Source organism: Pseudoalteromonas sp. BZA4 (assembly GCF_040104395.1).
In the GTDB taxonomy this organism is placed as follows: domain Bacteria; phylum Pseudomonadota; class Gammaproteobacteria; order Enterobacterales; family Alteromonadaceae; genus Pseudoalteromonas.
Genome location: NZ_JBECOT010000044.1, coordinates 1 through 13543, shown reverse-complemented (window position 1 = coordinate 13543; position 13543 = coordinate 1). Strand labels below are relative to the sequence as shown.

Genomic DNA, 13543 nt, shown 5'->3' with positions numbered 1-13543 from the left:
ATACAAACGTCAATAACAACAAAGCCCATAGTGCGGCGTTATTTACTGCATGAGATATAAGTTAAGGAAAGTCATATGCTCACCAAAACACACAAAGCAATTTCTATTACGTTACTTGCTGCGGCACTGACTGCATGCCAGAGTACTTCGACAACCACCAGCAATAACAATAGCCCTGATATAAACGAAGTTGCACAGCAGCAGTACAATGGCCCAAAAGCTCGGATCGCTGTTGCCCGCTTTACTGATAAATCAAACGATTCACGTTGGTGGCGTAAAGAAATTGGTGAAGGTATGGCCGATCAACTCACAACCGCATTAGTCAGTACAAATCGCTTTATTGTTTTAGAGCGACAAGCACTCGATGCCGTGCTATCAGAACAAGACCTTGCTGTATCAGGCCGCGTGAGTGCAGCATCAGGTGCTGCGTATGGTGAAATAGAGGGAGCCGAAATTGTTGTGGTTGCCGCAGTCACAGAGTTTGATGATGACAACTCTGGCACTCGTGTCGGCAGTGGTGGCTTTATCGGCGATGTATTTAGCTCGGTATCGGCGGGTTTTTCAAGTTCGCACATGGCAATAGATTTACGCTTAATCGACACGCGTACTTCTCGTATTCTCGCCGCTACCAGTGTTGAGGGTGGCAGTAAAGATTTTGACTTTACATCAGCAGCAACCAATTTTGGTGGCGCACTCGTTGGTGGTAACTTAAGTAGCTGGTCAAACACACCAAAAGAAAAAGCATTGCGCGAAGTGATCGTAAAAGCTGTTGAGTTTTTAGAGTCAAAAGTGCCAACAACTTATTATCGCTATAATAGTGATAACACCATTGCAGCTGGCCATACCGCCCCTGCACCACTAAAAGTAACCGCAGCTGCAGCTCCTGCTAAAGCGCCAGTTGCATCGGTTAGTGTTCCAACTCACAGAATGCCTTACTACGAAAAAACAGACTTAGCGATGTCACGACTGAACTTGGTTTGTTTGGGTTATTTGAAAAGGCAGCCTCACTACGAAGAATATGAAATAGAAGACGTAGAGTACGATCAAGCAACCGTGATTGCGCTCACTGAGTATCAGCAAGAAAAAAAGCTAAAAGTGACAGGCCTTGCTGATGAGACAACTAAGAAGTCTCTTGATGATTCAGGGTGTATTGCCAAAACGAACAAATCAAGTTTAGAAAGCTTTGGCAGTATGTTTAAATTTAACTAAGCAAACTAACAGCCAGTGCCAGCACTGGCTGTTTAAAACCTTAGTTATAAAATTTGTAATAGCTCACCACGATAAAAATCACATAACAACCAAATTTGTTGAAATGGATGACTCTTAGGCACATCAAGGTGAGTAAGTACTGACTTAAAATCATCAAGATGCCATATAGTACTGGCATTTCGAATTAATAACCAAGGCTGAGTAGACTCGTAGTGTTTCTTAGCTTTTTGTGCCAGCAAGCGATGTAAAGCACAGTGCAAACGCTCGTTACTCGGTGCTAAAGCCATTTCAGCAAGATCTCGTTGCATTGAGATAGACAGCGGCCGACCTAACACCGCCATTGCCTCAGTTTCGCTGGCATATAAATGTGCGACTTCAATATCAAGCCGTTCATCACCTTTATAACAACTCACGTCTGGTTTACTCGGCGTGTTATGCCAAATATTGCGCATACTTACGCCAAACTGCTTTTCGTAACAGCGCAAAAACAACTTTGCTGCGCCATGCTCCAGCGCTATTTTTTCTTGTTCACTTTCACGATTCATTTAATGTTGCATACACATCTTTTAATAACCCAGAAGCGCCAAAACGAAATAGCTCAGGTTGTAAATACGCTTCACCCATAATTGACTCAGCTAGGGCTAGATACTCAGCAGCATCGGTGACTGTTCTGACCCCACCTGCCGCCTTAAAACCAACCTTTTTGCCACTCGCTTTTATGCTGTTCAACATGATGTCTGTTGCAGCTAGCGTTGCATTAACAGCCACTTTACCTGTACTGGTTTTAATAAAGTCAGCGCCGCCATCAATTGCTAGTTTAGTTGCTGTTGCAATGAGGTCATCGTTTAATTCACCACTTTCGATAATGACTTTAAGCTGCGCTTGAGTACCACATGCCTCTTTTGACGCTTTGACATACCCTAAAACTTTGCGCTCATCACCACCAATAAGCGCTTTGTAGGGGATCACTAAATCAATTTCATCAGCGCCGCGTTCAATGGCAAATAAGGTTTCATTTAGCACTTCCTCTAACGGTTGCTCCCCACTAGGAAAGTTAGTAACTGTAGCCACTTTGACTTGCTGTAATTCACGCTCAGCAAGTGCCAGTTTAGCGTCACTGACAAACTGGCTATATACACAAACCGCTGCAGGAATGCCTAACGTTGGCTCAATACTGGCAACCAAGTTATTAATGGTTTCTGTTGTGTCGCTGTCATTCAGAGTTGTTAAGTCCATCAGTGCCACCGCTTGGGCAGCGCTTGTTTGCATTTTAGTCATAGCTCTTATATTTGTGTTGCCATATTAGTGACCTATAGTAGCAAATTTTTATCATTCGGCTATAAATCATAACTAATCACCATAAGGCTGCTTATTTACTTGTAACTCGCCGCAATCCCTTGTTAACTAAGTCTTAAGCCAAAACAAACCACCCGGTATAACTTTTAGTTATATAAACTTGGTTTTAATTATTTTTTACTTTTTTTAGAGCACTATATTCTGCTTGCCTGCAATAAGCAGTTTCTTGATGTGTTTTAGGGGTGAGAACAAAGTGCAATATTTACCAATCTTTACCAAATTAGACGACAAACCTGTGCTGGTAGTCGGCGGTGGAGATGTCGCGTTACGCAAATGCCGCGCATTTTTAAAAGCACGTGCTCATGTGACGCTAGTCGCCCCTGAGTTTTGTGATGAACTTCGAGAACTTGCTGAGAAAGGTGATGTAACACTCATTAACGACTTTTTCAAAGAACAGTATTTAGATCAGCAAATGCTGGTAATTGCTGCAACTGATATAGACAGCGTTAACAAAGATGTGTTCGAACTTGCTAATGCGCGCAATATTTTCGTTAACGTGGTGGATGATCAACCTAAGTGCAGCTTTATTTTTCCATCAATTGTTGACCGTGACCCGATCACAATTGCAATTTCAAGCGCAGGCACAGCACCGGTATTAGCACGTCGTTTACGCGAAAAACTCGAAACGCTTATTCCACAGCATATAGGTCCACTCGCTACATTAGTTGGTAGCTTTCGTGACAAAGTAAAACAACGCTTTAAACACTTTGCTGACCGCCGCCAGTTTTGGGAAGGCGTATTTGATTCATCAGTTGTAAGCAAAGTCCAAGCGGGTAATACCGAAGCTGCAACAGCGCAGTTAGAGCAATTGTTAGATGCAAAGCCAGAACCAGAAGGCGAAGTGTATGTTGTAGGTGCAGGCCCAGGTGACCCTGAGCTATTAACCTTAAAAGCACTGCAGTTAATGCAACAAGCCGACGTAGTTGTATATGACTACTTAGTTTCTGATGAAATTATGGATTTAGTACGCCGTGATGCCGACCTAGTTTGCGTAGGTAAAAGGTTAGGCGATCACAGTGTGGCGCAAGAAGATACCAATCAGATGTTGGTCGATTTTGCCAAGCAAGGCAAAAAAGTATGCCGTATTAAAGGCGGCGACCCGTTTATTTATGGTCGTGGTGGTGAAGAAGTACAAGTTCTTGCCGCGAATAAAGTGCGTTACCAAATAGTACCGGGTATTACTGCTGCTGCAGGTTGTAGCGCTTATGCAGGTATTCCACTTACTCACAGAGATCATGCGCAAGCCATTCAGTTTGTAACGGGTCACTGTAAAAAAGATGGTCAAGAATTAGATTGGCAGTCACTTGCCAAGCCAAATCAGACCTTAGCGATTTATATGGGAGTGATTAAATCACCGCATATTCAAGCGCAACTATTAAAACATGGCCGCGGTGCAGATACCCCCGTTGCCATTATCGAAAACGGCACACGTAAAGAACAACGTGTGGTAACAGGGCAATTAGGTGAGCTGGCTGATTTGATTTCACGCCATAGCATTATCTCACCCGCCTTATTAATTATTGGCGAAGTTGCATCATTGCATCATCAGCTTGCATGGTTTGGTCAAACAGAGCAAACCAGCAGCTTTGCCCAGCCAATTACTGGCGTAGCTTAATTTAACTTTTAATCATTTTAGTAGGACGACTAACAATGGCTTTAACACACCTTCAGCAATTAGAAGCTGAAAGTATCAAAATCATGCGCGAAGTTGCTGCTGAGTTTGAAAACCCGGTGATGCTTTACTCAATTGGTAAAGATTCATCAGTGTTATTACACTTGGCGCGTAAAGCGTTTTATCCAGCAAAGATCCCATTTCCACTTTTACACGTTGATACCAACTGGAAGTTTAAGGAAATGATCGAGTTTCGTGACCGCCTAGCTAAAGAGTATGGCTTTGATTTAATCGTCCACAAAAATCCTGAAGGGTTAGAGATTGATATCAATCCATTTGTACACGGCTCGGCAAAGCACACCGACATCATGAAAACGCAGGGCTTAAAGCAAGCGTTAGATAAATACGGCTTTGATGCTGCGTTTGGTGGGGCACGTCGTGACGAAGAGAAGTCTCGTGCTAAAGAGCGTGTTTACTCATTCCGTGACAAACACCACAGATGGGATCCAAAAAACCAACGTCCAGAGCTTTGGAATACATATAACAGCCAAGTTAACCCAGGTGAAAGCATTCGTGTATTCCCGTTATCTAACTGGACTGAGCTTGATATTTGGCAGTATATCTACCAAGAAAACATTGAAATGGTTCCACTTTACCTGGCTAAAGAACGCCCAGTCGTTGAGCGTAACGGCACGCTAATCATGGTTGATGACGAGCGTATGCCATTAGAAGAAGGTGAAGTACCACAAATGAAATCTGTCCGTTTCCGTACCCTTGGTTGTTACCCGCTGACAGGTGCTGTGGAATCAAATGCAGGAACCTTAACTGAAATTATTGAAGAAATGCTGCTTTCAACCTCTTCTGAGCGTGAAGGCCGCGTGATTGATCACGACTCTGCTGGTTCAATGGAAAAGAAAAAACGTGAGGGCTATTTCTAATGTCTAAAACAAATGACACGATTAATGAAGTAAGAGAGTTAGGCATCGACGCCTACCTTGCGCGTCAACAAGACAAAAGCCTTTTACGCATGCTGACCTGTGGTAGTGTGGATGACGGTAAATCTACACTGATTGGCCGCCTTTTACATGACAGTCACCAAATTTATGAAGACCAACTTGCAGCCCTGCATAAAGACAATGAAAAAGTCGGTAATGCCGGTGAAGAGCTTGATTTAGCACTTCTTGTAGATGGTCTTCAAGCTGAACGTGAGCAAGGTATTACCATTGACGTTGCTTATCGTTACTTCTCAACAGCAAAACGTAAGTTCATTATTGCTGATACGCCAGGACATGAGCAGTACACGCGTAACATGGTAACCGGTGCATCAACCAGTGATGTGGCGATTATCTTAGTTGACGCTCGTTACGGCGTACAAGTACAAACTAAGCGTCATAGCTTTATCTGTGACTCACTAGGTATTAAGCAGTTTGTTGTTGCTATCAATAAGATGGATATCGTCGATTTCGATGAAACCGTATATGAGAAAATCAAAGCGGATTACCTTAAGTTTGCAGAGCAACTAAACGTTACTAATATCAAGTTTGTGCCTATGTCAGCGCTTAAAGGTGACAACGTAGTTACACGCTCAGAGCACACACCTTACTACACTGATAAACCACTACTTGAGTTACTTGAAGACTCACCAGCTGCAGAACTTGATAACGGTTTTGAAGCACGTCTTCCGGTGCAGTATGTAGTACGCCCTAACTTAGACTTCCGCGGCTTCCAAGGTACTTTAACGTCTGGCAAGTTCAGCGTTGGTGATGCAGTAAAGGTTTTACCATCAGGTAAAAGCTCAAGTATCAAAGAGATTGTGACTTTCGATGGCAACTTAGATACCGCTGAAGCAGGTCAAGCAATCACTTTAACGTTAAACGACGAAATTGATATCAGTCGTGGCGATGTGATTGTACCAGCCGCTTCAAAAGCCGCTGTTACAAACCGTATTCAAGCTAAATTAGTATGGATGCATGAAGCACCGTTAGTATTAGGTAAAAGCTATAACTTTAAGTTAGGCAGCAAAAACACCTCGGCAGTGGTAAGAAAAATCGATCACACGATTGATGTAAATACCCTTGAGCATGGTCAAGCAGACTCATTACAACTGAACGAAATTGCGATTGTAACTTTAGAGCTTACAGAAACAATTTTGGCTGATGAGTACCACAACAACCATGAAACAGGTGCGTTTATCCTAATTGATCGCTTATCAAACCTAACCGTTGCGGCAGGTATGATTGAGCAATTACTTAGCACTGAAGAGCAACAAAGTAGCTTTAGCGACTTTGAAGTTGAATTTAATGCCTTAGTACGCAAGCACTTCCCTCATTGGCAAGCGCTTGATATAACTAAGCTTAAATAATCAATATTCGCCTGTTATAGGAAGTAAAAAGCATGTATCAACAGCTGGTATTAACAGGCATTATGCTGGTATTAGTGGGGTGCCTTTTTGGCACTCGACTAAAACCAGCATGGTTATTTGTCGGCGCCATTGGTATTAGTTATTTAGCTGGGCTGATAAGCCTTGAGGATATGCTAATTAACTATGCAAACCCTTCTTTAATCACTCTAATTCTACTTGTACTCGTCTCGATAGCTGTAGAAAAAACCACGTTAGTACAAAAACTTGCTCAGTCTCTTTCGAAAGGCAGCCTGACAAGTTCGGTGACCAAGCTTGGTTTATCAACCGCCTTTTTGTCATCATTTACTAATAATACAGCGGTAGTGGCATCGCTGATCAGTGCGATAAAAGAAAGCCCGACACATTCACCGTCTAAGCTTTTGTTGCCTTTATCGTACACAGCTATTTTAGGTGGCACGATCACCCTGATAGGCACCTCAACAAATTTAATTGTTAATGGTTTTGCCGTTGAAGCGGGCATGGAGCCGCTTGGCTTTTTTGATTTTACCTTGATTGGTTTAGGCGCACTGAGCGTTGGCCTTATCACAATTTTAGTGATGCTCAAGTATTTGCCAGATAACGGCAAAAACGACCAAGAGGTGGTGCCCTTCTACCTAGAAGGTAAAGTAGAAGCAGGCTCAAAACTCATTGGTAAAAGTGTTGAGGAAAATGGCCTTCGTGAACTAAAAGACTTGTTCTTAGCCGAAATAATCCGCGGTGATAAGCGTATTTGTGCGGTTACCCCAAAACAAGTTATCAAAGAAGGTGACGTACTGCTGTTTGTAGGTGATATAAAGTCAGTACCTCTGCTCACCCAATTTGACGGCTTAAAAGTTGTGCACGACAAACATGAAAAAGATGTTGAGCACCTAGTTGAAGTTGTTGTTAGCCATTCTTCAAAATACATTGGTAAAACAATTAAAGAAATTCGCTTTCGTGAACAATTTCATGCTGCCGTTATTGCTATTCGTCGCGGCCATGACCGTTTACAAGGTGGCTTAGGTAAAGTTCAATTGCAAGCCGGTGACTCACTGATCCTTGCCCCTGGCAAAGAGTTTTACTCGCTACCCAATTTAAAGCGCGAGTTTGTTTATATTTCAGGCCTTGATTTACAAACCCATTTAAAGCCTAAGCAATCAAATATTGTGTTAGCGAGTTTTGCAACCGTATTGGGGTTAAGTATTGTTGGCCTTGTTCCCTTAGTGAAAGGCCTACTCGTTCTTCTTATTGGTTTAATGCTAACGGGCACAATCAAGCTAAGTGAAGTAAAACGTCGCTTCCCAATAGAGTTACTCGCAGTAGTCGGTAGTGCCATTGGCCTTGCCAAACTCATGATAGGCACAGGCCTTGCCGGTGAAATTTCGTCGGCCATGTTATACGTATTAGGTGACTTTGGGCCTTACGGCGCATTTATCGCCATATTCTTAATGACGGTTTTATTTACCGAACTCATTACCAATAATGCCGCTGCCGCGCTTTCGTTTCCGGTAGCGTATGCACTCGCCGTTGGTTTTGATGTATCACCTTTGCCTTTTATTATGGCTGTCGCATTTGGTGCATCAGCGAGCTTCATTTCGCCATTTGGTTATCAAACTAACTTGATGGTTTACAGCGCGGGAAATTACCGACTTAAAGATTACATTGCCATGGGCTTACCTTTATCGATTATTTACTCGATTACGGTTTTAACACTCATACCACTGGTATTCCCATTTCAATAACGAGAGTAAAGACAATGGATGAAAATATTGTTTGGCATAATTACGCCATTAGCAAATCACAGCGTAGTGAGCAAAAAAAGCATAAGCCAACCATTTTATGGTTCACTGGTTTTTCAGGTTCAGGCAAAAGCACTGTTGCAAACGCACTAGAAAGCGCATTAAACCAGCTAGGTGTTCACACCTACCTACTCGATGGCGACAATGTACGTCATGGCTTATGTAAAGATCTTGGCTTTACTGATGAAGACCGCGTGGAAAACATTCGCCGCGTCGGTGAAACTGCAAAGCTGATGGTCGATGCCGGTCTTGTGGTATTAACCGCATTTATTTCACCATTCCAAAGCGAACGCGATATGGTAAGAAACTTAGTAGAGGATGGTGAGTTTATTGAGGTATTTTTAGATACCCCGCTCGACGTGTGTGAAACACGCGACCCTAAAGGGCTTTATAAAAAAGCCCGTGCAGGTGAAATTAAACACTTCACAGGTATCGACTCAGACTATCAAATCCCTACATCGCCAGAAATTAAAATCGATACCAGTAAAAACAGCCTAGACCAATCGGTGCAAGAACTGGTAGCGTATTTAAAACAACAGCAAATTATAGGTTAAGTCATGAATCAAACGGAACTGCTAGAAGAAATATTACTCCTCGCACGCCAAGCCGGTAGTGCAATAATGGGGATTTACGAAAAGGATTTTAATGTTGAGTACAAAGCTGATGAAAGCCCAGTGACCGACGCCGACCTAGCAGCTCACAAAGTGATTGTGAATGGCTTACATCACCTTACCCCTGATGTACCAATTCTAAGCGAAGAAAGCGCTGATATTAGCTGGGATATTCGTCAAACTTGGCAACGCTACTGGTTAGTCGATCCAATTGATGGCACCAAAGAGTTCATCAAAAAGAATGGCGAGTTCACAGTAAACATTGCCTTGATTGAAAAAGGGAAACCGGTATTAGCTGTTGTCGATGCACCGGCATTAGGTGTGTCGTATATTGCTGCTGAAGCAATTGGTGCCTTTAAAGATAAAGGTGATGAGCGCATTGAACTTAAGGTAACCCGTAAACCAAATAAAGGGCTTATCCGTGTTGTCGGCAGCCGTTCACACCCTTCTCCTGATCTAGCTGAATTCGTAAAACAGTTTGAAGATGTAGAAATGGTTTCAAAGGGCAGCTCACTAAAACTTTGTCTAGTTGCCGAAGGGAGTGCTGATATATACCCACGCCTTGGCCCAACCTGTGAGTGGGATACCGGAGCAGGTCATGCGATTGCCGAAATAGCAGGCGCAACGGTTAGCAAACTCGATGGCAGCCCACTACTGTATAACAGTAAAGAAGAGTATCTGAATCCGTATTTTGTCGTATCGGCATTACATAACTAAAAGCGTTCCGTTAAATATCGTAGGCTGGGTAGAGCGTAGCGAAACCCAGCATCTCCCCTGCCATCGCAAAGTAAATATCCAGATTTCATATTCCCTACTTTATGACCACAATCATCTAGCCAATAAGCCTTTGTTCCTATAGTATTTTGCTCTCTTAATCTATTAAAGGAATAACCATGACGACTGTTGAAAAAGCAATTGAAGCCGGCTATGAAGCACAAATTACCGCACTATATAAAGCCCTTTCACAAGGAGTGCTTGCCGCTAATGGTGATGAAAGTGAAATCAGTGCAGCTGAGGCACGTTTTAAGAAAGGTTTAGCATTTGCCGCAGACATTAAAGCTCGCGCACTTGCAGCCGCAGAATAAATACCACAACAGGGCTTTATAAATAAGCCCTGCCACCTTCCTTTGTAAGTCTCTCCTTACAGCATAGTTATCTAAATACAACGCTAAAACATGCATTCTTAATCGCTTTTCTATATGCTGCGCGACAATTATTATTCTAATAGTGGAGTGCTAATGAACACACATCAAGATGCTATGCCGTATGATGCATCGACAACAAGTAGTAACTCAAAATGGAACCTTCATGACACCCAATGGGTGTTAAGTTTATTTGGCACCGCAGTTGGTGCAGGGATCTTATTCTTACCAATTAATATCGGTATCGGCGGATTTTGGCCTTTGATTATCATGGCATGCCTTGCCTTTCCGATGACCTACTTAGCTCACAGAGGTTTAGCCCGATTCGTTTTATCATCAAAACAGCCTGAAGCGGATTTTACCGATGTTGTAGAAGAACACTTTGGCATTAATGCAGGGCGCTTAATATCTTTACTGTATTTTCTCTCTATCTTCCCTATCTTACTTATTTATGGTGTTGGATTAACCAATACTGTTGATAGCTTTATCGTTAATCAATTAGGTATTGAATCTCCACCACGCGTACTGTTATCTGGTGTGCTCGTTGGCGGTATGATTAGCTTAATGCTAGGTGGCGAAGCATTGATGTTACGTGCTTTTGCAATCCTTGTTTATCCGCTTGTCGCAATCTTGTTTTTCTTATCGATTTACTTGATCCCAAGCTGGCAAATGCCAGATGTATCTGTCCCTGAGTTTTCAGGCTTCATGAAAACACTTTGGTTATCAATACCTATCATCGTATTCTCATTTAGCCATGCAGCAGCAATATCAAGCTTTGTACATGTACAGCGTGCTCACTATGGCAACAATGCTAAAATGAAATCAGAAGCAATTCTAAAGCGCACCAGCTTATTATTAATTGTGTTTGTTTTACTGTTTGTATTCTCGTGTGTGCTGTCACTATCTACTGAGCAAATGGTACAAGCAAAAGCTGATAACGTGTCTATCTTGTCATTCCTTGCCAATATCACTGATAACTCGTTTATTGCGACCTTAGGGCCATTAGTTGCCTTTATTGCGATTACCTCTTCGTTCTTAGGTCACTTCTTAGGTGCCCGTGAAAGCTTTAATGGTCTTGTTAGTAAGCAAGCCCATATGAACCCTAAACTCGTCGATAAGATTGGCACTGTTATCATGTTCTTCGCTATTTGGTATTGCTCAGTGATCAACCCAAGTATTTTAGACATGATGGATCAGCTATCAGGCCCTATCATCGCCATGATCCTTTTCATCATGCCGATGATTGCCGTTTATAAAGTACCTAGCTTACACAAATACAGAAACCGCTTAAGCACACTGTTCGTATTAACCGTTGGCTCTCTAGCCGTATTTGCGCTTATCTACAGCATGATTAAGTAATCTCATCATTGCTAGATATAGAAGCCCAGCCTGGAAACCGACTGGGCTTTTTTGTCCCTTAGATGTGAGAGTGAAGTTAGCGAGAGTAAAGTTAGTGAGAGTAAAGTTAGCGAGGGGAAAGTTGAAAGAGTAAAGTTTGGAAGTCTGGCGTAGGTTGGCTAATGCGAAGCGAAACCCAACACATCAAAGAGCTATCAGCTTTCAGCCGTTATCGTTCGGTGGAGGTGTTTGGCTCAGAGCCTCTATATGCAATAAAGTCTCGCCGGAGGCACTTCAAAGTCGCTTAATAACAGGATAAGGTTTGCAAGTCTTGCGTAGGTTGGTTAAAGCGCAGCGAAACCCAACAGTGTGGTAATTCGTCATGCACAATGAAGAGTTAAAGCTCATTAGTAAAAGACGAATTAGCGCAAGGTGAAATAAGCCGTTTTAGAGATAGCTAACCTGTTAGACTAGTAGACATTTTTAAGAACTTTTAATCATGGGTTATGAAGAGGGTCACATGGATTATGTTGGGTTTCGCTTCGCTCTACCCAACCTACCTGGAGAATGAACTGTTGTGCTTCAATGAAACCGGACACTAATTTAGGTGGTATTATTACCACTCAAACAGAGGTGTTCTATGACAAAACAACGTCGCTCTTTTTCTCAAGAGTTTAAACTTAGTTCAGCAAAATTAGTTCTTGATGATGGATACTCATTTCCAGAAGCTGCTCGTTCACTAGAAGTCGGTGAAACAGCCCTTCGACGTTGGGTTAAGCAATTACAAGAAGAGCGTGGTGGCACAACACCAAATTCTAAAGCGCTTACTCCTGAGCAGCTTAGAATTCAGGAGCTTGAAGCTAAAGTTAATCGGCTTGAAAGAGAGAAAACAATTTTAAAAAAGGCTACCGCTCTCTTAATGTCAGACGAGATAAACAATATTCGTTGATAGACCAATTAAGTGAGCATGAGTCAGTGGAAATGGTCTGTAGCGTATTGAATGTTCCGCGTTCGAGTTATTACGATTTTAAGCAGCGTGTGACATCAATTAAACTTGAAGAGGTGCAGCTTAGATCAACAATTAACGAGTTATTTTCACTCAGTCGTGGAGCTGCTGGTAGCCGCATGTTGACGGTGATGCTAAAAGACGCTGATTTAACTGCAGGCGTTTTTAAGGTACGCCGTATCATGCGTGATATGGGGTTGGTCTGTAAACAACCTGGGCCTCATTCATATAAATTAGCGACGGCGGAGCGACCAGATATTCCAAACAAACTTAATCGTGAGTTTAAAGTAAATAGCGCAAATCAAGTTTGGTGTGGGGATATCACCTATATTTGGACGGGTAAAAAATGGTCTTATTTGGCTGTTATTATCGATTTGTTTGCTCGCCGTGTGGTTGGTTGGGCGATGTCTGATAAGCCTGACACTGACTTAGTTATTAAAGCATTAGATAGGGCTTACGAACAACGAGGCAAACCATCTGGAGTGATGTTTCATTCAGATCAAGGTAGTCAGTACAACGCAAGAAGGTTTCAACAAAGACTGTGGCGTTACCAGATAGAGCAAAGTATGAGTCGCCGGGGGAATTGTTGGGACAATGCGCCAATGGAGCGTCTATTTAGAAGTTTAAAAACAGAATGGGTTCCCTCATTAGGTTATAGTAATTATCAAGAAGCTGAAAAAGACATTAGTAATTATTTGATGAATTATTATAACTGGTGCAGACCACATAGCCATAATCAAATGGTTGCCCCTGCTATAGCAGAAGAAAAACTTAATTCACTGTCCGGAATTAGTTGACCACAACAAACAGGGTGAGCTTATTATGACTCTGTACTAAACAACCCCACAGTTCAACTTTACCCTTGATAACTTGCAACTCGCTAACTCGTTGGGTTTCGCTGTGCTCTACCCAACCTACCTCAAGAAAGAATAGGGCACGTTGTATGGATAGCTCTAAACGCAAAAAAGCCCGACTCTTTCGAATCGGGCTTTCTCTTATTTGGAGCCTGGCGATGACCTACTTTCACATAGCAGCTGCTACACTATCATCGGCGCTGTTTCGTTTCACTACTGAGTTCGGCATGGGGTCA

At 42.5% G+C, this 13543-nt stretch carries 12 protein-coding genes; 10 read left to right on the top strand and 2 right to left on the bottom strand.

From position 1 onward, the window contains the following. The first annotated feature begins 75 nt into the window (after positions 1–75). The gene (locus tag ABMY41_RS15890; protein ID WP_175080875.1) at positions 76–1209 is read left to right on the top strand and encodes a CsgG/HfaB family protein; all 1134 of its coding nucleotides are present in this window, start codon (positions 76–78) and stop codon (positions 1207–1209) included. Positions 1210–1253: 44 nt separating this feature from the next. Here the strand turns inward: ABMY41_RS15890 and ABMY41_RS15885 are convergent, their stop codons facing one another. Together ABMY41_RS15885 and deoC are read right to left on the bottom strand one after the other, a co-directional pair. Then, positions 1254–1754: a hypothetical protein gene (locus ABMY41_RS15885; RefSeq protein ID WP_287242121.1), complete on the bottom strand. Its 501-nt coding sequence runs from the start codon at positions 1752–1754 to the stop codon at positions 1254–1256. Next, positions 1744–2487 carry a deoxyribose-phosphate aldolase gene (gene deoC / locus ABMY41_RS15880; protein ID WP_289098717.1) on the bottom strand — a complete coding sequence of 248 codons (744 nt, stop codon included), beginning with the start codon at positions 2485–2487 and terminating at the stop codon, positions 1744–1746. Before deoC ends, ABMY41_RS15885 begins: the two co-directional genes overlap by 11 nt. 271 nt (positions 2488–2758) lie before the next feature. On the opposite strand from deoC, the gene cysG reads away from it, so the two are divergent. The 9 genes from cysG (at position 2759) to ABMY41_RS15835 (ending at position 13250) form a co-directional block, all read left to right on the top strand. Further along, the gene (cysG, locus tag ABMY41_RS15875) at positions 2759–4180 is read left to right on the top strand and encodes a siroheme synthase CysG (protein WP_054564014.1); all 1422 of its coding nucleotides are present in this window, start codon (positions 2759–2761) and stop codon (positions 4178–4180) included. A gap of 35 nt (positions 4181–4215) precedes the next feature. Next, positions 4216–5115: a sulfate adenylyltransferase subunit CysD gene (gene cysD, locus ABMY41_RS15870; protein ID WP_054564008.1), complete on the top strand. Its 900-nt coding sequence runs from the start codon at positions 4216–4218 to the stop codon at positions 5113–5115. Next, a complete protein-coding gene (gene cysN / locus ABMY41_RS15865; RefSeq protein WP_062564376.1) occupies positions 5115–6539 on the top strand; it encodes a sulfate adenylyltransferase subunit CysN in 1425 nt (474 codons plus the stop codon). The genes cysD and cysN overlap by 1 nt, the downstream gene beginning before the upstream one ends. A 32-nt stretch (positions 6540–6571) precedes the next feature. Next, entirely contained in the window at positions 6572–8299 is a 1728-nt protein-coding gene (locus tag ABMY41_RS15860; RefSeq protein ID WP_119854181.1) for an SLC13 family permease, read from the top strand. 14 nt (positions 8300–8313) lie between these two features. Beyond that, on the top strand, positions 8314–8910 hold the full coding sequence (gene cysC, locus ABMY41_RS15855) for an adenylyl-sulfate kinase (protein ID WP_063700754.1): 597 nt from the start codon (positions 8314–8316) through the stop codon (positions 8908–8910). A gap of 3 nt (positions 8911–8913) precedes the next feature. Continuing rightward, positions 8914–9684 (top strand): 3'(2'),5'-bisphosphate nucleotidase CysQ, encoded by a 771-nt coding sequence (gene cysQ / locus ABMY41_RS15850; RefSeq protein WP_289098719.1) that lies wholly within the window; start codon positions 8914–8916, stop codon positions 9682–9684. Between the two features lie 176 nt (positions 9685–9860). After that, on the top strand, positions 9861–10052 hold the full coding sequence (locus ABMY41_RS15845; protein WP_252950284.1) for a hypothetical protein: 192 nt from the start codon (positions 9861–9863) through the stop codon (positions 10050–10052). 153 nt (positions 10053–10205) lie between these two features. Then, positions 10206–11468, top strand: a complete 1263-nt coding sequence (locus ABMY41_RS15840) for an aromatic amino acid transport family protein (RefSeq protein ID WP_289098721.1) — start codon at positions 10206–10208, stop codon at positions 11466–11468. A 619-nt stretch (positions 11469–12087) separates the two neighbouring features. Continuing rightward, a protein-coding gene (locus ABMY41_RS15835) for an IS3 family transposase (protein WP_289098861.1) occupies positions 12088–13250 on the top strand; the annotation gives its coding sequence in 2 pieces (ribosomal slippage) (positions 12088–12343 and positions 12343–13250; 1164 coding nt in all). Positions 13251–13543 lie beyond the last annotated feature (293 nt).